Origin of the sequence: Caballeronia sp. ATUFL_M2_KS44 (genome assembly GCF_023630965.1) — a bacterium.
GTDB lineage: Bacteria > Pseudomonadota > Gammaproteobacteria > Burkholderiales > Burkholderiaceae > Caballeronia > Caballeronia concitans.
On sequence record NZ_JALQEA010000062.1, the window covers coordinates 1 to 26,069 of the forward strand.

The window sequence follows — 26,069 nt, forward strand, 5'->3', positions numbered from 1 at the left end:
TGCCGTTCGCCAAGGATTTGGCCGCAGATCAAGCGTGAGTTTTTCGAATGTTTGGCCAGCGAATTCTTCGCTTGTCGTTGCAGTGCGAGAAGCGGAAGAATGGCCCGCCATCGAAGAGACAAAAGGTCGCGGGCCGCTCCCGTCGACCGATGAGGAAGGAACCGAGACGCGCTTATCGAGCGACATACACGGTCTTCACCGATCATCGGTCATCGGCTTCAACGGTGAGCGAATCGAATTCCACCGCAATTGCGAAGCCGGCCGTCGGATACAGGATCACTGTGTTGTCGGCAGTCCGTTTGGCTTTCAACGAGTTCTCGAAGAGCTTCGCGGCCAATCGCTCAGTCTCTGTGCCGGGCTTTACCGGTTCAAGAGACAGCACGATATTGACCGTGCCACCACCTTCGATGCCGAGACGCGTCATACCGCGGAAGGTGACGATCACTCGACGATTGACTTGCCTCAGCCTCAGTACAAGCGTGTCCGGACAGTCAGGGTCATTGTCACTGTGCAGCGCGATAGCGTCGACGTGCCAATCGTGAAAGAAATCGAACGATTCGAGTGTTTTGCGAATGTCGGTCAATTGAACCTCAACGTGGAAAGATGGATACGGGCCAGCCTTGATCGCGTTTGAGGCCATCCCAGTTATGCGCGTGCGGATTCGGTTGTCCGTGATGGGAGTCGAAGTCGATATCCACGGCCGCCCCACCGTCTCCTCCGAACATCCGCCACTGTTGTTTTTCGTCCGGGCCGCTTTCGATCCATGAAAACGGGTCGCCGTTCATTTGACTCATACCCGCGATGTCGAAGGACTCGTCCCCGGTCTCCGACTCGAACTCGAATGGCGAAGCGTCACTGAGCGGCGTGTTGTCGCCTGTGAAACTCATCGCCAATGAGCTCGCGTCGTCCGCCTCCGACTCGTACCCGCCGAGCACCGCCCCAGCAACCGATTCAGCAGCGCCAAGCCAGTCGAAGCCACCACTGCCGCCCGTGCTCCCGCCGACGCTATCCATAAGAGAGCCGGCCCCGCCGAAATTCGCCACGACTCCACCAAGGCCGCCACCTCCCGGCGATCCCCCGCCTGCCACCCCGCCGCGTTGACGAATCGGAATGTATTCGGGATCTCGCGGCGCGTAGAGGAAGGCAGCCTGCTTCGGCCAGCGCTGCGGCGCGTCGGGAGGCACGTCAAAGCGCGGCGCCAGGCGCCATTCCCGATTGACTACGGGAATCAGCACTTCATCGCGTACCGCCTTGCGAAAGATTCGCTCGACCTCCTCATTCGACGTTGGTTGATCCCAATGCACAACACGGAGGAAGGTCTGTAAGAAACGCTGGATGGTGAGCAGCGCTCGCCCGCCTGAAATCGTTCGAAAGTCGAGATTCGGCCGGAAGCAGCGATCGAAGGCAATCCGATCGTCTTCAATCGCCTTACGGGCGTCCTCCTTGAGGAACCAGAACTCTGTGCCACATTGCAAACGCGGGGCGAGCGTGCATTGCCAGCCGATATTCAACGGCACGTCCAACGTGTTGTAGGACGGTTGCCATTTGCCGAATCCAGACGCCATACGAGCTTTCGCCTCCTTGTTCTGCTTGGGAGGCAGAATTTCGATGTGAGTGTTTAGCGTGACGACTCAGTCGCGTCAAAATTTGTAGGGCGGTCAGGAGCGCCGTTAGCCGACATCGTGCATCTCGACGCTCGATATTTAGGACATCGTCTAAAGAAACGCCACCGACGGATTGTCCTGCAACCGATGCCGTTCGCCAAGGATTTGGCCGCAGATCAAGCGTGAGTTTTTCGAATGTTTGGCCAGCGAATTCTTCGCTTGTCGTTGCAGTGCGAGAAGCGGAAGAATGGCCCGCCATCGAAGAGACAAAAGGTCGCGGGCCGCTCCCGTCGACCGATGAGGAAGGAACCGAGACGCATGAAGTCAGAACGCAATTTCGTGAATGGCCGTTTCACCGAGCCCGCCAGCGGCGACGTCACCGCCGTCCTCAATCCGGCCACCGAAGAGGTGATCGGCCACGTGAGCAACGCATCGCGCGACGAAGCGCTCGCCGCCGTCGCGCACGCCGCCGCCGCGCAGAAACGCTGGCGCGCGATGCCCGCCGCCGAGCGCGCAACGCACATGCGTCGTCTGGCGGATGCCATCGTCGAGGCGTCGGCTCGTATCGGCGCGGCGCTGGCGATGGAGTCGGGCAAGAGCGTCGCCGACGCGACCAACGAAGCCGTCTATGCCGCCGAGATCACGCGCTATCACGCGGAATGGGCGCGCCGCATCGAAGGCGAAGTCATTCCGAGCGATACGCCCGATGAAAACCTCGTGCTGCATCGCGAGCCGATCGGCGTGGTCGCGTGCCTCATCCCGTTCAATTTCCCCATCTACACGCTAATGCGCAAGGTCGCGCCCGCGCTCATCGCCGGGAACGCGGTCGTCGTGCGTCCGAGCAACAACACGCCGCTGTCGGCTTTCGAACTCGCGCGCGCCGTCGAACGCGCGGCGCTGCCGGCGGGCGTCATCAATATTCTTTCGATGGATCACGCGACGGCCGAAGCCGTCTGCACGCATCCGTCGGTCGGCATGATCACGCTCACGGGCAGCGTGTCGGCCGGACGCAAGGTGCTGGAGTACTGCAAGGCGAACATCGCGAAGCCTTCGCTGGAACTCGGCGGCAAGACGCCCGCCATCGTCGAGCCGGATGCCGATCTTGAAAAGGCCGCGCGCGAACTGGTCGCGTCGAAGCTCACGCACAGCGGGCAGCTTTGCACGGCCATCGAGCGCGTGTACGTGCACGAAAGCATCCACGATGCCTTCGTCGGCATGCTCAAGGCGCAGATGCTGGCGAAGCAGATCGGCGACCGCGCCGACGACGCGAATTTCATGGGCCCGCTCGTGAACCGCGCATCGCGCGACGGCGTTCACGCGATGGTCCGCCGCGCGATCGAAGCCGGCGCGAAGCTCGAAACCGGCGGCGAAGTGCCTGCGCGCAAGGGCTTTTTCTATCCGCCGACGCTGCTGTCGAATTGCCGGCAGGACATGGAGATCGTGCAGGAAGAGACCTTCGGGCCGGTGCTCGCGGTGCTTCCATACAGCACGCTCGACGACGCCCTCGCGATGGCCAACGATCATCAGTTCGGCCTGTCGTCCGTGGTGTACACGGAGAACTATCGCCACGCGATGAAGGTCGCCAACGGCATCGAAGGGGGCGAACTCTATATCAACCGCACGCCGGCCGATCCGTACCAGGGCTTCCACGCAGGCTGGAAGCGTTCGGGCATCGGCGGCGACGACGGCAAGCACGGGATGCTCGAATTCACGCAAACGCGTCTCGTCGTCATGAAGTACTGACGTCTCTTTCTTTTCTCTTTTCTCAACCACAAGAACACAGGAAGGTCCGGCCGGGCGGCGCTGCCGCATGGCCGGCACGCCTTCGAGGAGCACTGCCTTGTCTTCCAATCCAGCTCGAACCGGCCCCGGCGCGGCCGCCGCGCCGCGCGAAACCACGCGCGCGAGCCGTTATCTGCAGCTCGCGCTGCTCGTGATCGCGGCGGGCGCGATCTATCCGATCCTGTATCTGCGGCAGGTCTATCAGCCGACGATGCTCGAAGTCTTCCACATCAGCGAAGCGCAACTCGGCTATCTCTATTCCGCGCTCGGCATCATCTTTCTCATTTGCTATCTGCCGAGCGGATGGCTCGCGGACCGCATCGCGCCGCGCCTGCTCATCACGTTCTCGCTGATCGCGACGGGCGCGCTCGGCCTCTGGTATTCGACGGCGCCGTCGTTCGCCTCGCTCGTCGTGATCTTCGGCGGATGGGGCCTCACGACCGGCCTCACGTTTTGGGCCGCCATCATCAAGCGCGTCTCGATGATCGCCTCCGCCGACGAGCAAGGCCGCTTCTTCGGCTTTCTCGACGGCGGGCGCGGTCTCATCGAAGCGATGCTCGCGACCATCGCCATCGCGCTTTTCGCATACGTCACGCAGACGCGCGGCGAATCGACGGCGGCGGGCTTCAAACTCGTCGTCTATCTGTACGCGTTTCTGTGCATCGGCCTGGGCGTGGTGCTCGGGCTCGTGCGCGATCCGCAAGCGGGCAGAACGGCGCAGGAAGCGCGCAAGGACAGCAACGTGCTGCGCGACCTCGCCGCGCTCGTGAAGAATCGCGAGCTGCTGCTGCTCGCGGCCATCGTCTTCTGCGGCTATCAGGTTTTCTGGGCGACGTATAGCTTCTCGGCATATCTGCACGAGAAGGAGATCGGCCTGTCGGTGGTCGCGGCGGGCGCGATCACCACGCTCAAGCTGTGGATGCGTCCCATCGGCGGCATCGGCGGCGGCTTTCTCGGCGACCGCTTCTCGAAGACCTCGGTGCTCGTGACCGCGCTCTTCTGCGCGGCGGCCGCGTTGCTCGTGCTGCTCGCCGCGCCGAACATCGCGAGCCACGCGCTCGTCGCGGTGATCGTGCTCTTCATCGGCGTGATGACGTACGCCATTCGCGGCCTCTACTGGTCGCTGCTCGATCAATGCAAGGTGCCCGCGCAAACGACCGGTCTCGCCATCGGCCTCGTCTCCGTGCTCGGCTATATGCCCGACACGTTCCTGCCGCTCGTGAACGGCTATCTGACGCAGAACTATCCCGGCGTGCTCGGCTATCAGATGTATTTCGGTTACGTCGCGTGCATGGCCGCGCTGGGCGGCGTCGCGGGGCTCGTCTTCAAACACAGGATCAATCGCCAGGGAGCGCAACAATGAAAATCGCCGCGCTGGAAACGTATGTCGTCGCCGTCCCGCCGCCGCATATCGGCGGCATGTACTGGATCTTCGTGAAGCTGCGCACGGATTGCGGCATCGAAGGCGTCGGCGAGATTTATTCGGCGACGTTCCATCCGAAAGCAATGGCGCCCGTCATCGACGACGTATTCGAGCGCTATCTGCTCGGGCACGATCCGCATCACGTCGAGCGCTTCTATCGCGAGGCGTATTCGAGCGGCTTCACGCAGCGCCCCGATCTCACGATGATGGGCGTGGTGAGCGGCCTGGAAATGGCGTGCTGGGACATCATCGGCAAGGCGGCGGGCAAGCCGGTGTACGAACTGCTCGGCGGCCGCGTGCATGAACGGCTGCGCTCGTACACGTATCTCTATCCGAAGAACAGCCGCGGCGAATACGACTACGACGATCCCGATCTCGCCGCCGAATGCGCCGCGCATAACGTCGCGCTCGGCTTCACGGCGGTGAAGTTCGATCCGGCCGGTCCCTATACCGCGTACTCGGGCCATCAGATTTCGCTCGACGTGATGGACCGCTGCGAAACGTTCTGCCGCAAGGTGCGCGAAGCGGTCGGCAGCAAGGCCGATCTGCTCTTCGGCACGCACGGGCAGATGGTGCCTTCATCCGCGATCCGTCTTGCGCAGCGCCTCGAAAAATTCGATCCGCTGTGGTTCGAAGAGCCCGTACCACCGGGACAGGAATCCGCGATGGCGCAAGTCGCGGCCAAAACGAGCATTCCGATTGCGGCGGGCGAGCGGCTCACGACGAAGTACGAGTTCTTCAGGCTGCTCGAAGCGCGCGCGGCGTCGATCCTGCAATTCAACGTGGGGCGCGTGGGCGGCCTGCTCGAAGCGAAGAAGATCGCGAGCCTCGCGGAAGTTTATTACGCGCAGATCGCGCCGCATCTCTACAACGGTCCGGTCGGCGCGGCGGCGAGCGTCCAGATCGCGGCGTGCTCGCCGAACTTCCTGATTCAGGAAAGCATCGGCACGTGGGACGGCTTTCATGCCGAAGTGCTCAAGACGCCGATTCGCTGGGAAGACGGCTACATCATTCCGTCGCGCGAGCCGGGGCTGGGCGTCGAACTGAACATGGATGTCGTGCACGCGCATACGCCTTACACGGGCGATCGCCTGCATCTGCAGATGGCGTCGAAGCCGTTCGACGTCAAGGACCTCGCGCCGGCCAAGGGCTGACGCAACACAACATGAATCGTCAATAAGACATGGACTTCGATTACATCATCGTCGGCGCGGGATCGGCGGGCTGCATTCTCGCGGACAGGCTTTCCGAGTCGGGACAGCATTCGGTGCTGCTGCTCGAAGCGGGCGGCGAGGACGCGTCGTTCTGGTTCAAGATTCCGGTGGGCTTCACCAAGACCTACTACAACCCCGAATACAACTGGATGTACTACAGCGAGCCCGAGCCGCAACTCAACGGCCGCTCGCTGTATTGTCCGCGCGGCAAGGTGCAGGGCGGCTCCGGCTCCATCAACGCGATGATCTACGTGCGCGGCCAGCCGCACGACTTCGACGACTGGGCGCGCGCGGGCAATCGCGGCTGGGGCTTTCGCGACGTGCTGCCGTATTTCCGCCGGCTCGAATCGCATCCGCTCGGCGAGACCGAGTATCACGGCGCGAAGGGCAAGATCAGCATTGCGCCGATGAAAGACGCCGCGCATCCCATCTGCCAGCGCTTCTTGCAAGGCGCGGAGCAGGCCGGCTTTCCGCTGACCGACGACTTCAACGGCCCGCGTTTCGAAGGCGCCGGCGTCTACGATGTCAACGCGCGCAACGGGCAGCGCTCGTCGAGCAGCTTCGAGTATCTGCATCCGGCGCTGGGGCGCAAGAATCTGCGTATCGAGCGCAACGTGACCGTGCGCCGCGTGATGTTCGATGACAACAAGCGCGCGGTCGGCGTGATCGCATCGCGCGGCGGCGAGACGCTACGCTTCGGCGCGGCGCGCGAAGTGATTCTGTCGGCGGGCGCGGTCGATTCGCCGAAGCTCATGCAGCTTTCCGGTATCGGCGACGCCGCGCTGCTCGCACAGCACGACATCGCGCTCGTGCATGAGCTGCCCGCGGTCGGCAAGAATCTGCAGGATCACTTGTGCGTGAGCTTCTACTATCGTGCGACGGTGAAGACGCTCAACGACGAACTGCGTTCGCTCATCGGCAAGCTGAAGGTCGGCCTGCAATATCTGCTGACGCGCAAAGGGCCGCTCGCGATGAGCGTCAATCAGGCGGGCGGCTTCTTCAAGGGCGATGCCCGCGAGACCGAGCCGAATCTGCAGCTGTATTTCAACCCGCTGTCGTATCGCATTCCGAAGAGCAGCAAGGCGCAGCTCGAACCGGAACCGTACTCGGGCTTTCTGCTGTGCTTCAACCCGTGCCGACCGACGAGCCGTGGATCGATCGAGATCGCGTCGAAGCGTGCGGAAGACGCCGCGAAGATTCGCATCAACGCGCTGACGACGGAGAAGGATCTGCGCGAAGCGGTGCAGGGCAGCAAGCTGATCCGCCGCATCATGAACACGGACGCGCTGCGCCGCATCACCGCCGAGGAAATCTCGCCGGGTCCGAACGTGAAGAGCGACGAAGCGATGCTCGCGTATTTCCGCGACCAGTCGGGCTCGATCTACCACCTGTGCGGTTCCTGCGCGATGGGTCCGGATGCGCGCACCGCCGTCGTCGATGACCGGCTGCGCGTGCACGGCGTGACGGGCTTGCGGATCGTGGATGCGTCGATCTTTCCGAACATCACGTCGGGCAATCTCAATGCACCGACCATGATGGTCGCGGAAAAAGGCGCCGACATGATTCTCGAAGACGCGCGTGCGCACGCGGCCGAAGCGGGCGAACCGGCGACGGCCTGACGCAATCCGGCCGGGCCAAGCCAGGCCCGGCGATCCGGCGACAGCGACCGGCATAATTTGCCTCGATTCGTAAAATGCTGCCCGACGCGGCCACCAGAGCCGCGAGGAGCGTGATAAACCGCTCGCACCGCAGACTGACCGGAGCCGCGCAATGAGGCGTTGCTCCGGCCGAAAGGAGACACGACTTGAAGCGAAAGATGCCCGCCCTGAATGCGCTCAGGGCGTTCGAAGTCGCCGGACATACGGGCAGTTTCACGCGCGCGGCCGCCGTGCTGCATGTCACGCAGAGCGCGGTGAGCCGTCAGGTTCGCCAGCTCGAAACGCAGCTCGGCGAAACGCTGCTGCTGCGCCGGCATCATCATCTCGAACTCACGCCCACCGGGCGGCTGCTGTTGCAGGCGCTCAAGATGTCTTTCGACGGCATCGAACTGACGGCGCGCAGCATCCAGGAAAAAAGCCATCTCAGGCGGCTGCGCATCAACGCGCCGCCCACGTTCACGAGCCGCTGGCTGATGCCGCGCCTGCAATCGCTGCGCGAGACCGCGCCGGAATTGCAGATCACGCTGACGACGAGCCTCAAGGACAATCTTGTCGAATCCGGCGCGCTCGATTGCGCGATCCGCTTCGGCAACGGCGAATGGGACGGCCTCGACAATCAGCTTCTGATGAACGAGCGGCATATCGCCGTATGCGCGCCCGCGCTGCTCGGCGAACACGCGGCATCGCAAGGCGGCGTCGATCTGACGGCGTTCACGCTGCTGCACGTGCTCGCGAGTAGCGACCAGCGCTATCTCACATGGCAGCACTGGCTCAAGGCCGCGCAAATCGACGATGTCGATCTCGGCGGCGGCTACGAATTCGATCTGCTCGATCATGCCATTCGCGCGGCTGTCGATGGCCTCGGCGTCACGATCGCGGATCGTCACATGATCGCGCCTGAATTGCAGAGCCGCGCGCTCGTGCCTTTGCTCGATGTCGAAGTCGACGGGCATCAGTCTTACTGGTTCGTCACGCGCACCGGGCAGCAGGACGCGCCGCAAGTCGCGCTCTTTCGCGAATGGCTGCAAGGCCAGGTCGAGGCGAAAGCGCGCAAGCGCTCGCGCAGGTAAGCCGTGCGCCGCCTGCCGTCGCTGACCGCGCTGCGGTTTTTCGAAGAAAGCGCCCGCCATATGAGCTTCAACCAGTCGGCGGCTGCGTTGTGCGTGACGCCGGGCGCGGTGAGCCGCCAGATTCGCCTGCTCGAAGACGCGCTCGGCACGAAGCTCTTCGACCGCGATCACAAGGGCATCCGCCTGACCGCGCAAGGCGTGGAACTGCTGGCATGCGTGTCCGAAGCGTTCGATTCCATCGAGCGCGTGACGCGCGCGCTATCGGCCGCGAAAAACACCACGCGCAAACGTCTTACGATCTGCGCGCCGCCCACCTTCGCCACACGCTGGCTGTCGCCGCGCTTAGGCTCGTTGATGGACGCGGTGCCTGACATCGTGCTTTCGGTGCGCACGGACTCGACGGAGGAGCGTCAATGCTGCATCCGTTTCGGTTATGAGGCGCGCGCGGATCATCGTTCCGAATTGCTGTTCATCGAACGGCACGTTCTGGTCGGCGCGATGAGGTTCGCGGGCCAGCCCGTCGAATCGCTGCTCGCGCGCCTGCCCGCGCTTCACGTCCTGCACAACGATGCGCGCCTCACGCTATGGCCGAACTGGCTCGACGCAGCGGGCCTGCCTCGCGCTTGCGCGGACAACGGCATCGAATTCTCGACGCTCGATCAGGCCATTCACGCCGCGCGCGCGGGCACCGGACTCGCCGTCGTGGACAGCAACATGATCGCGGACGAACTGCACGAAGGTTCGCTCGTGCAACTGTCGGCGGTGGAATCGAACGGGCCGTATGGATACTGGCTCGATATCGCATCGGCGCATGCGGCGTCTGACTGCGTACAGGCGTTCGCCGAATGGCTGCGCGGCGAAGGCGCGAAAGCGGTGCAGCGCTGACGCATCGCGGTGCTTCAAGCGTTTCGTTCCACTGTCTCGCAGTCCGAACGACATCGACGGAAAGAACGGTGCCAGCGCACGCCAGAACATCGCTTTCGTCCTCGCTCTCGCTCTCCTCGAACCGGAAGATTTTGCAGGCCGCACGGTCGTCGACGTGGCCTGGAAATGTGCGTGTGCGATATCGCACACATGAGAATCGTTTAGGGATACGTGACGGTTTCTGATCTCCTAATGTCATCTTGCGGCGAACTAACACTAAGCACGGTGCAAGGAGACGAAATGAAAAGGCCCATTCGCATGGTCGTCAGCACGGGGTTGGTCATGCTGCTCGCGTTGATGCTGATCCCTGCACCCGGCGTTGCACAAAGCACCGCGTCGCTAACCGCGCGTTCCTTCGACGACCTGAGCGACGCATCCGACGCTTCCGCCGACAACTCGGCCGTCGCCACGCCGGGAAGTCTCCTGTCCGTGCTTCAGCGCCTGCAATGCGTGGCGGGATTGAATCCGTCGGGCAATTCCGCGTCCATCATGCTGAAAGTGCAGATGGGCAACTACCGCATCTACAATCCTTCGACGGATTCGTTCGATTCCGTCACGCTGCGCTCGTATAACGGATGTCCTTCCGGCCCGACGATCAGCATCAAGCCCGGCGCGACGCTGAAGCTCACGCTAAACAACACGCTCTCCGCCACCGATCCGACCGCCAACTGCCCCGGCCCCGCCGACCACACGACGCCGAAGTGCTACAACAATACGAACATTCATACGCACGGGTTCCACATTTCGCCGTCGGGCAATTCGGATAACGTGCTGATGACGGTCTACCCCGGCACCGTGCAGAACTACAGCTACAAGCTCCCGCCCGATCATCCGTCCGGCACGTTCTGGTATCACGCGCATCTGCATGGTTCGACCGCGATCGACGTGGCGAGCGGCATGGCGGGCGTGCTGATCGTGCGCGGCTCGCGGCAGGCGAAGGCGGGCATGACGAACGGCGGCGCGGATATCGATACGATCCTGCGTCGCCGCTTTCTGGTGCTGTCGCTGCCGGTGCGCGAGCACGTGATGCTGTTCCAGCAGATCGAATACGGTTGCTTCGGCGATTCGACGTCCGACAAGCCGCTCGCCGATCCGGCGACGTTCGAATGGATCTGTCCGAAGGGCAGCAGCACGGGCCAGATTCGCGGCTATACGAACCAGCTTTCGTTCATCCCCGACCCGAGGCCGGGTCACACGGGCCAACTGAATTCGACGTGGATCATCTCGGGCCGCTATACGCAGATCAACGGCGTCGTGCAGCCGGTATTTCCGAGCGCGGCGACGTATGTGCCGGCCGGCGAGATTCGCCGTCTGCGCATGGTGCACGGCGGCAATCGCGACACCATCAACGTGAAGATCGTGCGCGCGAATCTGTCGGCGCTCGGTCTTGCCGATTCGCAGTCGCTGTCGGCCGCGCAAGTGAACACCGCGACCACGACGGCGGCGAACGCGCTCGCGAAGGACAACACGAAGGCGTCGCAGACCACGACGCTGGATCGGCTATGCAGCGGCGAAACCGTGAAGCAGCTGGAGTTCGCCGAGGACGGCATCACTATGTCCGCGATGGTCGAGAAGGACGTCAACACGATGAACCCCGGCTACCGCAGCGACGTGCTCGTGGCGTTTCCGTCGCCGGGTCTGTACTGCATTCTCGACGAAGCCGCCGACGCCTCCGCGACCATCAACTTCCGCACCAACGCGACGAAGGCGAAGGACCGCCGGCTGCTGTCGCTGGCGCGCGTGGGCCCGGGCGTCAATATTCCGAACACGACGGTCGGCAATCACTCGCGGTACTGGCAGTACATTCGCGATCAACTCGTCGCGGCCAATCCGACACTCGCGCAACCGGCGAAGTCGGATCTGCAATCGCTGACGCTGCGCGCGTTCGCGCCGACCATTCCCGTCGATGGCAAGGTGGCGAACATCGTTGAAAAGCAGTTTCAGATCGTGCCGCAGCCGCAGCCCCAGCCGGCGCTCTTCCTGATCAGCGGCAAGCCGTACAACCCCGACGAGGTCGGGTACACGGGCATACTCGGCAATATCGACCAGTGGAACGTCTCGGCGTCCGCCCTCGCGACGCACGTGTTCCACATCCATACGAATCCGTTCAAGATCATGGACATCAAGAACGGAAACGGTGACTCGATCTTCAACGGCAATGGCGGATGCACGGACGCCGAAGGCAGCGACAGCGAATACTGCAACCTGCAGGGCGTGATACGCGACACGCTGTTCCTGAAAGCCGGCTACACGCTCACGATGCGCACCGTCTATCAGGACTTCACCGGCGAGTTCGTGATGCACTGTCATATCCTCGATCACGAGGACCGCGGCATGATGGAAAACGTGAAGATCATGACTTCGACGAGCGCGTATCTGAACCGCGTGACCGCGCCGATCACGGCGATGACGAAGGACGCGAGCCGCTGGTTCGCGAAGCTCGCGGGCCGCGATGAGGCGACGCTCGCGCTCGAGGCATCGCTTTGTACCGCAAAGGATTACGCGCGGCGTTGATGCCGGCGGTTCACCGACGCGTCCCTCGCTCCTGAACGAGGGACGCGTTTCTTCATGCGCCGCTGGCTTCGTTCAGCGTCAGATGCTTGGTCTCCGGCGCCCACGCAACGGAGACGACGAGGCCGATCAGCAGCACGGCGGCGAGCGCGAGCATCGTCATCTGAACGCCGGCCTGCGCGATGCCGAGCGGCAGCAGGAACGTGCCGATGGCCGATCCGAGCCGGCTGCACGCAATGGCGAGGCCGACGCCGCACGCGCGCGCTTCCGTCGGGAAACATTCGGGCGGAAACACGCCGACGAGATTCGAGAACGCCGACATCGTCAGCGTGAAGAGACCGAACGCGACGATCATCGCCACATTCGCCGATGACGGCAGCACCGCCAGCGCCAGCAGCGACAGGCACGTGACCGCGAACGATCCGATGAGGAACGCGCGGCGCGAGAGCTTGATCGTCAGCCAGATGCCGAGCAGCGCGCCCAGCACGAGAAAGCCGTTCAGCAGCAGATCGGCGCGCGAACCCTGGTCGAGATGGATCGCGGAAAGAATGCTCGGCAGGAACGTGTAGATCGCGAAGTAGGGAATCACGAGGCACACGAAGAACGCGCAATTGAAGACGGTGCGGCGAATCAGGTCCGGCTTGAAGAGACGCGTGAAGCCGCCCGCGGGCGCGAAGTGCTCGCCGTTATCGGCTTCGAGCGCGACGTTCGGACCGAAGTACTTGCGCACGATGCGAAGCGCTTCGTCGGCGCGGCCCTGTCCGAGCAGCCAGCGCGGCGACTCCGGCGTGCCGATGCGCAGCACGAGCACGAGCAGCGCGGGAACGCCCGCGGACGCGAGCAGCCAGCGCCACGCGTCCGGCGACGCCTCGGCGTAATGCATGCCGAGCACGTTCGCGATCACATAGCCGATGGTCCATATCACGCTGAACGATCCGAGCAGCGTTCCGCGATGCTTGCGCGGCGAGAACTCCGCGAGAATCGCGTGGCCCACCGCGAAGTCGCCGCCCATGCCGAAGCCGATCAGCACGCGCAACGCGACGAGCATGGCGGGCGTCGCCGCGTAGAACTGCGCGAAGGCCGCCGCCGTGATGATGATGAAGCTCAGCAGAAAGATCTTCTGGCGGCCGAGCTTGTCCGAGAGCCAGCCGAACACGAGGCTGCCCAGAAAGATGCCGATGAGCGCCGACGATCCGAGCAGGCCGGTCCAGAACGCATCGAGCGGAATCTGGCGGTTCAGCGACGCGAGCGCGTAGCTGATGGTGCCGAGCGCATAGCCTTCGGTGAAATGCGCGCCGAACGTGAGGCCCGCGATCTTCACGTGAAAGCGGTTGAGCGGAACGTCGTCGAGCATGACGCGGTTCGACGGCGCATCGGCGGGCGCGGCGGCGCGCGGCGCGAGCGCGTGCGGGCTCAGGCTTTGGGTATCCATGGGTTTCTCCTCCACATCTTTCTTGATGCGGCGCACCGTGCATCCGGTGCGCCGCGCATGACCGCTCGCGCGAGTTCAGCGGCCGAGGCCCGCCATCATCATGTACTTGAGCTCGGTGTATTCATCGAGTCCGTACTTCGATCCTTCGCGGCCCAGCCCCGATTGCTTCACGCCGCCGAACGGCGCGACTTCGGTCGAGATGATTCCTTCGTTGATGCCGACCATGCCGCTTTCGAGCGCATCCGCGACACGCCACGCGCGGCCCAGATCGCGCGTGTAGAAGTACGCGGACAGGCCGTAGGGCGTGTCGTTGGCGGCGCGGATGACGTCGTCTTCCGTCGCGAAGCGAAAGCACGCCGCGACCGGCCCGAAGGTTTCTTCATCGGCGATGAGCATGGAAGGCGATGCGTCCGAGAGCACGGTCGGCTCGTAGAAGGTGCCGCCGAGCGCGTGCGGCTTGCCGCCCGTCAGCACCTTGGCGCCTTTCTGCACGGCATCGGCGACATGGGCTTGCACTTTCTTCAGCGCGGCCTCGTTGATGAGCGGCCCCTGTTCGAACGCGCCCTGCAGCCCGTTCCCGACCCGCAGCTTGTGCACCGCGCGCGTGAGCGCTTGCGTGAAGGCGTCGTAGACGCCGTCCTGCACGTAGAAGCGATTCACGCACACGCACGTCTGCCCCGTGTTGCGGAACTTCGACGCGATCGCACCTTCCACGGCGGCGTCGATATCGGCGTCATCGAAGACGATGAACGGCGCGTTGCCGCCGAGTTCGAGCGACAGCTTCTTGAGCGTATCCGCCGATTGCTTCGCGAGCAGCTTGCCGACGCGCGTCGATCCGGTGAACGACAGCTTGCGCACGTCGTGCGATTCCGTGAGCGTCGCGCCGATGGCCGTGGCGTCGCCGGAAACGATGTTGAACACACCGGGCGGAATGCCCGCCTGTTCCGCGAGCACCGCGAGGGCGAACGCCGACAGCGGCGTCTCTTCCGATGGCTTCAGCACCATCGTGCAGCCCGCCGCGAGCGCGGGGCCGGCTTTGCGCGTGATCATCGCGAGCGGGAAATTCCACGGCGTGATGGCCGCGACGACGCCCACCGGCTCGCGCGTCACGATGATCTTCGAGTTCGGCTTCGGGCTCGGAATCACGTCGCCGTAGCTGCGTTTCGCTTCTTCCGCGAACCATTCGAAGAAGCTCGCCGCGTAGGCCACTTCGCCGAAGGCTTCCGCGAGCGGCTTGCCTTGCTCGCGCGTGAGCAGCGTGCCGAGCGCCTCGCGATGCGCGATCATCAGCTCGCCCCAGCGCTTCACGCGCGCGCCGCGTTCCTTCGCGCTCAATGCGCGCCACGCGGGGAACGCTTTCTTCGCGGCATCGATGGCGAGCTGCGTTTCCGTTGCGCCGCCCCGCGCGACGTTGGCGATCACTTCGCCCGTCGCGGGATTGCGGACGGCGTACGTCGCGGCAGTGTCGGCGCTCTCGCGCCATTTGCCGTCGATGTAATGACCCGTTTTCAGGAGATCGATCATGCCGCGCGCTCCAGTTGGCCCGCGAACACGCCTTCGGCGGCACGCGGCTCCCGCGCGATGCGCTGGCCCGCCGTGTAATCGTTGATGAGATCGCACGGCGTGTAGTTGCGCTCGATCTCGTGCAGTTCTTCCGCGTCGAGCTTCGTGCCGAGCGCGGCGAGCGCGCTGTCGAACTGCGCGGCGTTGTCCGCGCCGACCAGCATGCTCGAAATGCCGGGACGCCCGAGCACCCACGCCTGCGCGATCTGCGCCGCCGATACGCCGCGCCGCGCCGCCACGCGCGCCACCGATGCCGCGATCTCCCGCGATGCGCGGTCGCCGTACATTTGCGCCGTGAAGAAATCGGTCTGATTGCGCGTGGATTTTTCGTCGCACGTGAGCAGGCCGCGCGCGAGCGGACTGAACACGGACACGCCCACGCCCTGATCGATGCAATACGGAATCATCTCCCGCTCTTCCTCGCGGTAGGCGGCGTTCAGTTGCAGTTGCATGTTGATCGGCTTGTGCCAGCCATGGCGCTCGCATGCCTGCATGATCTTCGCGAACTGCCACGTGGTCATCGTCGATACGCCGATGTAACGCGCCTTGCCCGCGCGCACGATGTCGTCGAGCGCGTGCATCGTCTCTTCGACGGGCGTGTTCACGTCGAAGAAATGCAGCATGTAGACATCGACGTAATCCATGTCGAGCCGCTTGAGCGACGCGTCGATGCCATCCATGATGTGCTTGCGCGAATGGCCGCCCGCGTTCGGCGTGTTCGCCATGTCGTAACCGACCTTCGTCGTCACGACAATCTCTTCCCGCCGCACGAGCCGCTTCAGGATGCGGCCGACGACTTCTTCGCCGACGCCCGTCGAATAGAAATCGGCGAGGTCGATGAAGTTCACGCCGCGATCGAGCGCGTGCTTCACGATCGGCTCGCTTTGCGCTTCATCGAAAATCCACGGCTTCCATTGCGGCGTGCCCATGTTCATCGTGCCGAGACACAGGCGCGAAACCTTGAGGCCCGACTGGCCGAGGCGCACGTATTCCATGTCGTCGTCTCCTTACTTCTTGGGCGTGTAGAACGGATTCGACACGTCGCGAGCGGCGGCGAACACGGCTTCCTTGCGCGGCAGGCCTTCCATCGCGGCGACGATCGCGTTCCTGCACGCGCGATAGTTGTTCTCGAAGACGGCGTCGAGATCGTCGGTCTTCGGGTTGACCCAGTTCGCCGTCACGACGACCCAGTCGTTCTCCGCTTCGGGCGGCAGCGTGCCGTTTTCGAGCGATTCGGCCACCGCCTTCGCGATGCCCGCCTGCGACGCGCCCCACGTCGCATTGCCGTGGAAGTCGCCTTCGATCTGCGCCTTGTTCACATAGAGCGTGAGCGGCTTGGTCGGCACGCCCGGCTGCGCGATGACGACGAACGGCGCATGTCCCGCCGAGGGCGTCGCGAGCGCGGTCGCGAATGCCTGACCGGCGGGGCCGTTGCGCGGCCCGACCAGCACGTTGATATGGGCGAGGTTCACGCCCGGTCCTTCGAAGCCTTCACCGATGAACAGATTCTTCTGCATTGACTCGTTCCTTTGTCGTTCCGCCGGATGGTGGATGCGGCATTCTGCGGCGGCGTTTCGCGGCCAAGGAATCGAGGATTTTTGAAGGCGGGTGTGAGATGCGATCAACTCCGGGATGACCCGTAAGGGCTTCTCCGCAAGCGATTTCCGACTTTTCCGATGCTCCTAAGCATTTGTTAAGGATTGGCTTCGGAAAATCGTCCTTTGCCCGCTCGGGACGCACAACGCCAAAATAACCGCAAGGAGCGCCGCCATGCCGTGTGAAGCCGCCGTTTCACAGGAATCGAATTCGTGATGGACGACTCCACCGGGTTTCCGCTCGAACTGGCGGACAAGCTGCCCTGGCATTTCCACGATCTCGCCAAGTCGCGCACCGTCGACCGCGTGCCCGAAAAGGGCGAAGTCTGTCTGTGGCTCGTCACGAGCGAATTCCGCTTTGCGTCGGCGTCGAATATCGGCAGCTGGCTCAGCATCGCCGAACGCAGGCGGGCGCGGCTCTATCCGAACTCATCGATCGGCCGGCGCTTCGGCGTCGCGCGCGCGACGCTGCGGCTCGTCGTATCGCAGATGTTCGCGTGCCGCCCGCAGGAAGTGCGCGTGGAAGATGCGCCGGACGAACGCCTCGTCGTCCGCGACGCGAGCGGCGAACGCAGTCTGGGCGTCGATGTGTCGTACTCGGGCATCTGGATCGTGGTCGCGGTGGCGGCGGCGAACGTGGGTATTGGCCTCAGCATCGAAGCGCCGGGCGTGCAGGGCGCGCCTGCCGCAATCGCGGAGGCAGCGCGCCGCGCGAAAGCGCGCGCCGAGCGCGGCGAGGCGGGCGCGGAATCGGCGGCGTCGTCGTGGCATGGGCTCGTGCTGCCGATGCCCGGCGAAATTTGCGGCGTCGTCGCCGTGGATCAGCCGGTGACGGGCGTGCAGGCGTTCGGCTGGGACCGGTCGGCGGAAGGCGCCGGCCCGCGCTGAACGCGGCCTTATCGATCTCTCGCCGACGACGCACTGTGCAGAACAAAGTGTCACGCGCGCGGCTCAGCATCGTGCCTTTCACGGTCGTTTCACGTATGGCATCGTCCTTGCCTTGGCTTCCCGGTTTGATCTGACGAACCCGAGGAGCCACACCCATGTCCCACGATCTCACCTTCCGCGCCGGCGAAGCGACCGTCTTCGCCGCGCCCGGCCAGGCCACCGACGCGATGCCCGAAATCCTGATCGGCCGCGTCGACGGGCCGGTCGGCCATGCGTTCGCGAACATGATGGCGCAGTCGAAAGGCCATACCGCGATGTTCGCCATCCGCGCGTGCAATCAGATGGTCCGGCCCGCGACGATGATCGTCCCGAAGGTCACGCTGAAGGACATGGCGACCATCGACCTCTTCGGCGGCGTGGTGCAGTCCGCAACGGCGGATGCCATCGTCGATTGTCTTATCGAAGGCATCCTGCCGAAGGATCAGGCGAACGAGCTGTGCATCATCAGCCTCGTGTGGATCGATCCGCGCTGCGTGACGGATGCGAATCTCGACAAGAAGGACATGTATCGCACGAACTACGAAGCGACGAAGCTCGCCATTCAGCGCGCGATGAACAATGAGCCGAGTGTGGAGACGTTGATCGCGAATCGGCATAGCGTGAAGCACGATATGGACGACTGGAGCTGATGCGGAAGCAACGGAATCCTAACTAAAATATTGGAAAACACACGGCCGTTCGCTTCCGGCGAATGGACCGGACTCGCTACGTCCGAGGAAACAACAGACGAAACAATAGACAAAACACCTAGGCATAATAGGCATCACCCCGAGGACACCGGAACGCGCCTGCCTATGACCCGCCCCGCCCTGGAATGCCGCCGCCTTCATAAGACCTTTGGTCCTGGCAGAACCATCCTCGCGGGTCTGGACTTCACGCTCGGATCGAGCGAGTTCATTGCGATCATGGGCGATTCGGGCGTCGGCAAGTCCACGCTGCTCAATCTCATCGCCGGCCTCGACGCTCCCGACGGCGGCGAAATCCTGATCGACGGCGTGTCCATCTCCATGTTGAGCGACGAAGCCGCCACGAAGACGCGTCGCGAGAAACTCGGCTTCGTGTTCCAGGCGTTTCACGTGCTGCCGCATCTGACGCTCGTGCAGAACGTGGCCGTGCCGCTTCTGCTCAATGGCCTGCCGATCACGCCCGCGCACGGCATGCTCGCCGCCGTGGGCCTTTTCAATCGTCAGGACGATCTGCCGCGTCAGCTTTCGGGCGGCGAACTGCAGCGCGTGGCGATTGCGCGGGCGCTGGTGCATCGGCCGCGCCTCATCCTCGCCGACGAACCCACCGGCAATCTCGATCCGCAAACCGCGCACGAAATCCTCGGCCTCTTGCGCGCCGAAACGAAGGCGACCGGCGCGGCCGCGATCATGGTCACGCATTCGGAAGCGGCAGCCGCGTTCGCGGACCGCGTGCTGATTCTCGCGGACGGCACGCTGCACGAAGCGGCATCGCTTGCCGCGTTCAACGAAGCGCGCGCACGATGACGGCGCGCGTCGCCGCTCATCGGATGCTGTCGCGCTGGCTGCTCGGCGCGCAATGGCGCAGTCATCGCGGACGCGCGCTCGTCGCCATCGTGACGATCGCGCTCGGCGTCGGCTTGGGCTATGCGGTGCAGCTCATCAACAGCGCCGCGTTCAACGAATTCTCCGCCGCCGCGCGCAGTCTCTCCGGCCAGGCCGATCTTCAGGTGCGCGGCGTGCAGCCGTTCATCGACGAACGTCTTTATCCGATGCTCGCGATGCGCGCGGGCGTCGCGGTGGCGAGTCCCGTGCTCGAAGTGGATGTCGCCGTGCCGAAGCAGACTGCGCCGCTCAAGGTGCTCGGCATCGACGTGTTTCGCGCGAAGCGCATCGCGCCCGATCTGACCGGCGTGCCGTCGCCGCAAGCGCCGCTCGACGTGTTATCCGACGATGCGATCTTTCTCTCGCCCGCCGCGCAGCAATGGCTGCACACGGGCGTCGGCTTGCAGGTCGAATTGCAGAACGGCACGTCGCCGGTGCCGCTGCGCGTGGCGGGCGGCGTCGTGCGGGCGTTGCCGGGGCAGCGCATCGGCGTGATGGATATTGCCGCCGTGCAATCGCGTTTCGGCATGCAGGGCAGACTGACGCGCATCGATCTGCAACTCGCGCGCGGCGTCGATCGCGAAGCGTTCCGGCGCGCGTTGCAGGACGAACTCGGCGCGCGCATCGTCGTGGCCGAGACGCGCGACACCGAAAGCCGCACGGACCGGCTCTCGCGCGCGTATCGCATCAATATGAACGTGCTGGCGCTCGTCGCGCTGTTCACGGGCGCGTTTCTCGTCTTTTCGACGCAGGCCGCGGGCGTCGTGCGCCGCCGCGCGCAATTCGCGATGCTGCGCGTGCTCGGCATGACGCGCGGGCATCTCGTGCGCCAGATCCTGTCCGAAGGCGCGCTGCTCGGCGTGGCGGGCGCGGTGCTCGGCATCGCGCTCGGCTTCGCGGTCGCGGCCATCGCGTTGCGCTTTTTCGGCAGCGATCTCGGCGGCGGATACTTCCCCGGCGTGCAGCCGCGCGTGCGATTCGAGCCGATATCGACGGCGGTCTTTCTCGCGCTCGGCATCGGCGTGGCGCTCGCGGGCACGCTCGTTCCCGCGTTCGAAGCGGCCCGCGCGCGGCCCGCGCCCGCGTTGAAGGCGGGCAGCGAGGAAGCCGCGCTCTCGCCGCTGTCGACGCCGTGGCCCGCGCTTTTCTGTCTCGCCGCCGGCGCCGCGCTCACGCAGTCGCCGCCCATCGACGATGCGCCCTTCGCCGGTTACGCGTCCGTCGCGCTGTTGCTGATCGGCGGGATCGCGCTGATGCCGCGTCTCACGGCCATCGTGTTCGGCGCGGCGAGCGCGAGCTACGCGTGGCTGCGCCGCGAGCGCGGCCGAAGCGCCGTCGCCACGCTCGCGCTCGCGCGGCTCGCGAACGCGCCGGGGCAGGCGTCGATCGCCATGGGCGGCGTGCTGTCGAGCTTCACGCTGATCGTCGCGATGGCGATCATGGTGGCGAGCTTTCGCGTGTCGGTCGAGGACTGGCTGGAGCATCTCCTTTCCGCCGACGTCTACGCGCGCGTGGCCGCGAGCGGCGACACGGGCGGCCTCACGCCGGACCAGCAGGCGCGGATCGTGGCGACGAAGGGCGTCGCGCATGCGGCGTTCTCGCGTGCATCGCAGGTGACGCTCGATGCATCGAAGCCGCCCGTCGCGCTGATCGCCCGCGAGATCGACGGCGCGGATCCCGGCGCGATGCTCCAGATGACCGGCGCGACGCTGCCGCCCGAAGCGTGGAGCGCGGACGAAACGCCCGTGTGGGCGTCCGAGGCGATGGCCGATCTCTACGGCTATCGCACGGGGCAACGGCTCACGCTGCCGATCGGCGGCGCGGGCGAGCACTTCGTCGTCGCGGGCATCTGGCGCGATTACGTGCGGCAGACGGGCGCGCTGCAGATTCGGCTGTCGGACTATCGGCGGCTGACGGGCGACATGGGCGCGACCGATGCCGCCATCACGTTGCGCGCGGGCGCATCGGCGGGACAGGTCATCGCGGCGTTGAAGCAGTTGCCCTTCGGCGATGCGCTCGAATTCTCGCAGCCCGGCGATATCCGCGCGCGCACGCTGACCATCTTCGATCGCAGCTTCGCGGTCACGTACTTGCTGGAAGCGGTGGCGATCGTCATCGGTCTCTTCGGCGTGGCCGCGACGTTTTCGGTGCAGACGCTCGCGCGCTCGCGGGAGTTCGGCATGCTGCGGCATGTCGGCGTGACGAAAAAGCAGATTCTCGCGCTGCTCGCATCCGAAGGCGGCCTGCTGACGATGCTCGGTATCGCGATGGGCTGCGTGCTCGGATTCGCGATCAGCCTGATCCTCGTTTTCATCGTGAATCCGCAATCCTTCCACTGGACGATGTCGCTGCACATTCCGTGGACGTTGCTGCTCGTCATCGGCTGCGTGATGCTCGTCTCGTCCTGCACGACGGCGGTGCTGGCGGGGCGGCGCGCGGTCTCCGTCGATGCGGTGCGCGCCGTGCGGGAGGACTGGTGATGCGCGCGTTCGTCGTCATGCTGATGTCGCTCGTTTCGATGGCGACGGCATTCGCCGCCGAGCCGCAGTTCGCGGCGGTCGCGCCGGGGCGCGCGATCGACTGGCCGCAGGACAGCGGCGCGCATCCGGCGTATCGCACGGAATGGTGGTACGCGACCGGCTGGCTGGAAACGCCGGACCACAAGCCGCTCGGTTTCCAGATCACGTTTTTTCGCTCGAATACCGGCAAGGGCAACGGCGCGGGCGCGTTCGATCCGTCGCAGCTGATCGTCGCCCACGCGGCATTGTCGGATCCCGCGTATGGCCGGCTCGTGCACGATCAGAACATCGCGCGGCAGGGCTTCGGGCTGGCCTACGCGAACACCGGCAATACCGACGTCAAGCTCGATGCCTGGCGCATGGTCCGCGAAGCCGATGGCCGCTACGCCGTCGATGCCGATGCCGCCGGTTTCGCGCTCCATCTCGTCCTCGCGCCGACGCAGCCGCCGATGATTCAGGGCGAGCGTGGCTATTCGCGCAAGGGTCCGCAGCCGCAGCAGGCGAGCTATTACTACAGCGAGCCGCAATTGCAGGTGAGCGGGAAGGTGACGCGGCCGTCGGCGTCGGGGAAAGGCGAAACGGTCGATGTGGCCGGCAGCGCGTGGCTCGATCACGAGTGGTCGAGCACGCTGCTGTCGGCGGATGCGGCGGGCTGGGACTGGCTCGGCGCGAATCTCGACGACGGCTCCGCGCTGATGGCGTTCAAGGTCCGCTCACGCGACGGCCGCGCGATCTGGGCGCACGCCGCGCTGCGCACGCGCGATGGCCGCACGACGCAATACGGCCCGGGCGATGTCGAATTCACGCCGGAGCGCGAGTGGCGCTCGCCGCGCACGAACACGGCGTATCCGGTCGCGATGACCGTGCGCGTCGGCGGCATGCGCTGGCGGCTGGCTCCGCTCATCGACGATCAGGAACTGGATTCGCGCGAATCGACCGGCGCGCTGTATTGGGAAGGCGCGGTCACGGTGACGGGCGATGCGCAGAGCGCCGGCCAGCACGGTCGCGGATATCTGGAACTGACGGGCTACGCGAAGGCGATCGAAGCGGGCAAGCGGTAAGCGCGGAACGCCCGATGCTCCCCGAAGAGGCGCCCCGCGCGTCCGTCAGCAAGCTTCTCTCAAAAACCGGACAATATCGGGGTTAACCCAAAACCCCGAAAAGCAGAAAACTCATGTCCGATTTCGCCACCTCTCTACCTCGCCGCAGCGACCTCAACCCGAAGCCGCTCGGTGTCGCCGCGCTCTTGATCGTCGCGGGCGCGCTGTATCTCGCGCAAACCGCGAGCGTGCGTCAGGCGGCGCTGTATGTCGTCGGGGCGCTGCTCGGCGTCGCGCTGTATCACGCGGCGTTCGGCTTCACGTCCGCGTGGCGTGTGTTTATCGCCGATGGCCGCGGCGCCGGGCTGCGCGCGCAAATGCTGATGCTCGCGGTGGGCGTCGCGCTGTTCTTCCCCGCGCTCGCGGCAGGCTCGCTGTTCGGCACGCCGGTGACCGGACTCGTGTCGCCGGCGGGGACGTCCGTGATCGTCGGCGCGTTCATGTTCGGCATCGGCATGCAATTGGGCGGCGGATGCGCGTCCGGCACGCTTTATACCGTCGGCGGCGGCAGCACGCGCATGATCGTCACGCTCGCCGCGTTCATTCTCGGCTCCGTGATCGCGACCGCGCACATGCCGTTCTGGACCGCGTTGCCTTCGCTGAAACCCGTCTCGCTCGTCAAGTCGATGGGACTCGCGCCCGCGCTCGCGCTCAACTGGATCGTCTTCGCGCTGATCGCGGCGTTGACCGTGTTCGTCGAAAAGCGCCGGCACGGCAAGCTCGTCGCGGCGCATGTTCAGCCCGCGCATACGTCCCCGTGGCTGCACGGGCCGTGGCCGCTTCTCGCCGGCGCGCTCGCGCTCGCCGTGCTCAACTTCGCGACGCTTGCGTTGTCCGGGCGGCCGTGGGGCGTGACGTCCGCGTTTGCGTTGTGGGGCGCGAAGGCGGCATCGGCAATGGGCATCGACGTTGCAAGCTGGCCGTACTGGATGAGCAAGCCGAACGCGGCCACGCTCGCCGCGCCGATCTCGCGTGACGTGACTTCGGTGATGGACATCGGCATCGTGCTCGGCGCGATGCTCGCCGCCGCGCTCGCGGGCCGCTATGCGCCGGTATGGCGCGTGCCGATGCGCTCGCTCGTCGCGGCGATCGTCGGCGGTCTGCTGCTCGGCTACGGCGCGCGGCTCGCCTACGGATGCAACATCGGCGCGTATTTCAGCGGCATCGTGTCGGGCAGTCTGCACGGCTGGCTGTGGCTCGTCGTCGCCTTCTTCGGCAACGTGCTGGGCACGCGGCTGCGTCCGATGTTCGGGCTCGAAGTGGAGCGCCTCAAGCCCACGGCCTGCTGACGCTCACTTCGTCGGCCACCGGTTTTCGAAGACGCATTCTTCCGGTGGCCGGCGCTTCGCCCAGCCTTCCGTTTCGAGCATCGGCGCGTCATAGAAACGCTCGACGTGCCCGATGCAAAGAATCGCGACCGGCCGCGCGCCCGGCGGCATGGCGAGCAGTTCGGCGATCTCGCGCGGATCGAATAGCGACACCCATCCCATGCCGATGCCTTCCGCGCGCGCCGCGAGCCACATGTTCTGAATGGCGCAGGCCACGGACGCGAGGTCCATCTCCGGCAACGTTCGGCGGCCGAAGACGTGATGCTCGCGGCCATCCATCAGCGCCATCACGAGCACTTCCGCGCATTCGCGCATGCCTTCCACCTTCAGTTTCATGAACGCATCGCGGCGCTCGCCGAGCGCGTCGGCGGTGAGCATCCGTTCGCGCTCCACCGCCGCATGAAGCTGCGCGCGAACGTCCTTGCTCGTGATCCGCACGATGCGCCACGGCTGCATGAAGCCGACGCTCGGCGCGTGCAGCGCAGCGTCGATGAGCCGCTGCATGACGTCCGGCGCGATGGGATCGCTTGCGAAGTGCCGCATGTCGCGGCGTTGCGCGATGGCGCGATAGACGGCGTTGCGTTCGGAATCGGTGAAGCTGTTGAAGGTGTCGTTCATCGTCGATAGGCGTGACATGCGCGGTAGCGCCACTGTATCCGCATCGCGCGGCCGTGCACAGCGCGCTCACGCCGATACGCGGCATACGGTGCGCTAGCCCACCATCGCGTGCACGAAAATGAGCGAACATAGCCGATGCCGTTCGGAACAGGCACCGTCCGCATTTCATCGATCAGGCCGACACATGACATTCGACCACGGCGTATTCACCGTCTCGCTGGACTTCGAACTGCTCTGGGGCGTGCGGGAGACGCGGACCATCGAAAGCTATGGCGAGAATCTGCGCGGCGGGCGGCGCGCCATTCCTCAGATGCTGGATGTCTTTCGCAACGCCGGCATTCACGCGACGTGGGCGACCGTGGGCTTCATGTTTCATCGCGATATCGCCGAACTCAAAGCCAGCATGCCGCGCGCGCGTCCGCATTATGAACGGCCGGGCATATCGCCGTATGACTATATCGATGCCGCGCAAAGCCTCGATCCGCTTTATCACTTCGCGCCCGAGTTGATCGCGCTCATTCAGGAAGCGCCGGGACAGGCCATCGGCACGCATACCTATTCGCACTATTACTGTCTCGAAGAAGGGCAGGGCGTGCGCGAGTTCGAAGCGGACCTGGAATGCGCGGTGGACGTGGCGCGGCGCGCGGGCATCGAGATGAAAAGCATCGTGTTTCCGCGCAATCAATGCAACGACGCGTATCTCGCCGTGCTGAGCCGCTTCGGGATTCTTTGTTATCGCGGCACGCAGCACGGCCACGCTTATGCGGCATCCGACAAAGCGGGCCAGAGCCGCTTCAAGCGCGCGAGCCGCCTGCTCGATGCCTATGTGAACGTGTCCGGCCACAACACGCATGCGCTCGAAGACTGCTATCGCTCGATGCCGTTCAATTTTCCGGCGAGCAGTTTCCTGAGGCCGTTCAAGCGCCGCGCCGCGATGCTCGACGATTTGCGCCTCAAGCGAATCAGGGACGCCATGACGTATGCCGCCGTCCACAAGCGGCTTTATCACCTGTGGTGGCATCCGCATAACTTCGGGCGCGATACGGCGCGGAACATCGCGTTCCTCGCGCGCATCGCGGAGCATTATGTCTTTCTTCGCGAGCGCTACGGCTTCGTCTCGCTGAACATGGAAGAGCTGTGCGCGCTCGGCGCACGTCTTCACGCGAATGATCGTGCGGCAAGCGCGATCGAAGCGACGCTCTGAAGCGCCGC

The 26,069-nt window shown here is 64.8% G+C and carries 21 protein-coding genes; 14 read left to right on the forward strand and 7 right to left on the reverse strand.

Annotation, left to right across the window (positions count from 1 at the left end; translation table 11 throughout):
• Positions 1–202: 202 nt before the first annotated feature.
• Together NCR39_RS26390 and NCR39_RS26395 are read right to left on the reverse strand one after the other, a co-directional pair.
• The gene (locus NCR39_RS26390) at positions 203–583 is read right to left on the reverse strand and encodes a hypothetical protein (protein WP_250455411.1); all 381 of its coding nucleotides are present in this window, start codon (positions 581–583) and stop codon (positions 203–205) included.
• Positions 584–590: 7 nt separating this feature from the next.
• Positions 591–1,565: a hypothetical protein gene (locus NCR39_RS26395; RefSeq protein WP_250455413.1), complete on the reverse strand. Its 975-nt coding sequence runs from the start codon at positions 1,563–1,565 to the stop codon at positions 591–593.
• A 357-nt stretch (positions 1,566–1,922) separates the two neighbouring features.
• Between NCR39_RS26395 and aldA the strand changes: the two genes are divergently transcribed.
• The 7 genes from aldA to NCR39_RS26430 all read left to right on the forward strand — a co-directional run bounded on the left by aldA (position 1,923) and on the right by NCR39_RS26430 (position 12,189).
• Positions 1,923–3,347, forward strand: a complete 1,425-nt coding sequence (aldA, locus tag NCR39_RS26400) for an aldehyde dehydrogenase (protein ID WP_250455415.1) — start codon at positions 1,923–1,925, stop codon at positions 3,345–3,347.
• A 97-nt stretch (positions 3,348–3,444) separates the two neighbouring features.
• Positions 3,445–4,749 (forward strand): MFS transporter, encoded by a 1,305-nt coding sequence (locus tag NCR39_RS26405; RefSeq protein ID WP_250455417.1) that lies wholly within the window; start codon positions 3,445–3,447, stop codon positions 4,747–4,749.
• Entirely contained in the window at positions 4,746–5,963 is a 1,218-nt protein-coding gene (locus NCR39_RS26410) for a mandelate racemase/muconate lactonizing enzyme family protein (protein ID WP_250455419.1), read from the forward strand. The genes NCR39_RS26405 and NCR39_RS26410 overlap by 4 nt, the downstream gene beginning before the upstream one ends.
• Positions 5,964–5,992: 29 nt before the next feature.
• Complete coding sequence (locus NCR39_RS26415; RefSeq protein ID WP_250455421.1) at positions 5,993–7,642, forward strand: GMC family oxidoreductase; 1,650 nt, start codon at positions 5,993–5,995, stop codon at positions 7,640–7,642.
• 197 nt (positions 7,643–7,839) lie between these two features.
• Positions 7,840–8,751 (forward strand): LysR substrate-binding domain-containing protein, encoded by a 912-nt coding sequence (locus tag NCR39_RS26420; protein WP_250455899.1) that lies wholly within the window; start codon positions 7,840–7,842, stop codon positions 8,749–8,751.
• 3 nt (positions 8,752–8,754) lie between these two features.
• Positions 8,755–9,636: a LysR substrate-binding domain-containing protein gene (locus NCR39_RS26425; protein WP_250455424.1), complete on the forward strand. Its 882-nt coding sequence runs from the start codon at positions 8,755–8,757 to the stop codon at positions 9,634–9,636.
• Between the two features lie 279 nt (positions 9,637–9,915).
• Positions 9,916–12,189, forward strand: a complete 2,274-nt coding sequence (locus tag NCR39_RS26430; RefSeq protein WP_250455425.1) for a multicopper oxidase family protein — start codon at positions 9,916–9,918, stop codon at positions 12,187–12,189.
• 52 nt (positions 12,190–12,241) lie between these two features.
• Here NCR39_RS26430 and NCR39_RS26435 read toward each other — a convergent pair whose 3' ends face one another.
• The 4 genes from NCR39_RS26435 to fae (NCR39_RS26450) form a co-directional block, all read right to left on the reverse strand.
• Entirely contained in the window at positions 12,242–13,618 is a 1,377-nt protein-coding gene (locus tag NCR39_RS26435) for an MFS transporter (RefSeq protein ID WP_250455426.1), read from the reverse strand.
• A 75-nt stretch (positions 13,619–13,693) separates the two neighbouring features.
• A complete protein-coding gene (locus NCR39_RS26440; RefSeq protein ID WP_250455429.1) occupies positions 13,694–15,142 on the reverse strand; it encodes an NAD-dependent succinate-semialdehyde dehydrogenase in 1,449 nt (482 codons plus the stop codon).
• Positions 15,139–16,176, reverse strand: coding sequence for an aldo/keto reductase (locus tag NCR39_RS26445; RefSeq protein WP_250455432.1), 1,038 nt, complete (start codon positions 16,174–16,176; stop codon positions 15,139–15,141). The genes NCR39_RS26440 and NCR39_RS26445 overlap by 4 nt, the downstream gene beginning before the upstream one ends.
• Before the next feature lie 12 nt (positions 16,177–16,188).
• On the reverse strand, positions 16,189–16,698 hold the full coding sequence (fae, locus tag NCR39_RS26450; protein WP_250455433.1) for a formaldehyde-activating enzyme: 510 nt from the start codon (positions 16,696–16,698) through the stop codon (positions 16,189–16,191).
• Positions 16,699–16,992: 294 nt separating this feature from the next.
• Between fae (NCR39_RS26450) and NCR39_RS26455 the strand changes: the two genes are divergently transcribed.
• The 6 genes from NCR39_RS26455 (at position 16,993) to NCR39_RS26480 (ending at position 24,200) form a co-directional block, all read left to right on the forward strand.
• A complete protein-coding gene (locus NCR39_RS26455) occupies positions 16,993–17,664 on the forward strand; it encodes a 4'-phosphopantetheinyl transferase family protein (RefSeq protein ID WP_250455435.1) in 672 nt (223 codons plus the stop codon).
• Between the two features lie 155 nt (positions 17,665–17,819).
• Positions 17,820–18,353 carry a formaldehyde-activating enzyme gene (gene fae, locus NCR39_RS26460; RefSeq protein WP_250455438.1) on the forward strand — a complete coding sequence of 178 codons (534 nt, stop codon included), beginning with the start codon at positions 17,820–17,822 and terminating at the stop codon, positions 18,351–18,353.
• Positions 18,354–18,518: 165 nt separating this feature from the next.
• Complete coding sequence (locus NCR39_RS26465; protein ID WP_250455440.1) at positions 18,519–19,214, forward strand: ABC transporter ATP-binding protein; 696 nt, start codon at positions 18,519–18,521, stop codon at positions 19,212–19,214.
• Entirely contained in the window at positions 19,211–21,772 is a 2,562-nt protein-coding gene (locus NCR39_RS26470; protein ID WP_250455442.1) for an FtsX-like permease family protein, read from the forward strand. Before NCR39_RS26465 ends, NCR39_RS26470 begins: the two co-directional genes overlap by 4 nt.
• Positions 21,772–22,872 carry a lipocalin-like domain-containing protein gene (locus NCR39_RS26475; RefSeq protein WP_250455444.1) on the forward strand — a complete coding sequence of 367 codons (1,101 nt, stop codon included), beginning with the start codon at positions 21,772–21,774 and terminating at the stop codon, positions 22,870–22,872. The genes NCR39_RS26470 and NCR39_RS26475 overlap by 1 nt, the downstream gene beginning before the upstream one ends.
• A 113-nt stretch (positions 22,873–22,985) precedes the next feature.
• Positions 22,986–24,200 (forward strand): YeeE/YedE family protein, encoded by a 1,215-nt coding sequence (locus tag NCR39_RS26480; protein WP_250455445.1) that lies wholly within the window; start codon positions 22,986–22,988, stop codon positions 24,198–24,200.
• 3 nt (positions 24,201–24,203) lie between these two features.
• Here the strand turns inward: NCR39_RS26480 and bluB are convergent, their stop codons facing one another.
• A complete protein-coding gene (gene bluB, locus NCR39_RS26485; protein ID WP_250455447.1) occupies positions 24,204–24,875 on the reverse strand; it encodes a 5,6-dimethylbenzimidazole synthase in 672 nt (223 codons plus the stop codon).
• A 166-nt stretch (positions 24,876–25,041) separates the two neighbouring features.
• On the opposite strand from bluB, the gene NCR39_RS26490 reads away from it, so the two are divergent.
• Positions 25,042–26,061, forward strand: coding sequence for a polysaccharide deacetylase family protein (locus NCR39_RS26490; protein WP_250455449.1), 1,020 nt, complete (start codon positions 25,042–25,044; stop codon positions 26,059–26,061).
• Positions 26,062–26,069 lie beyond the last annotated feature (8 nt).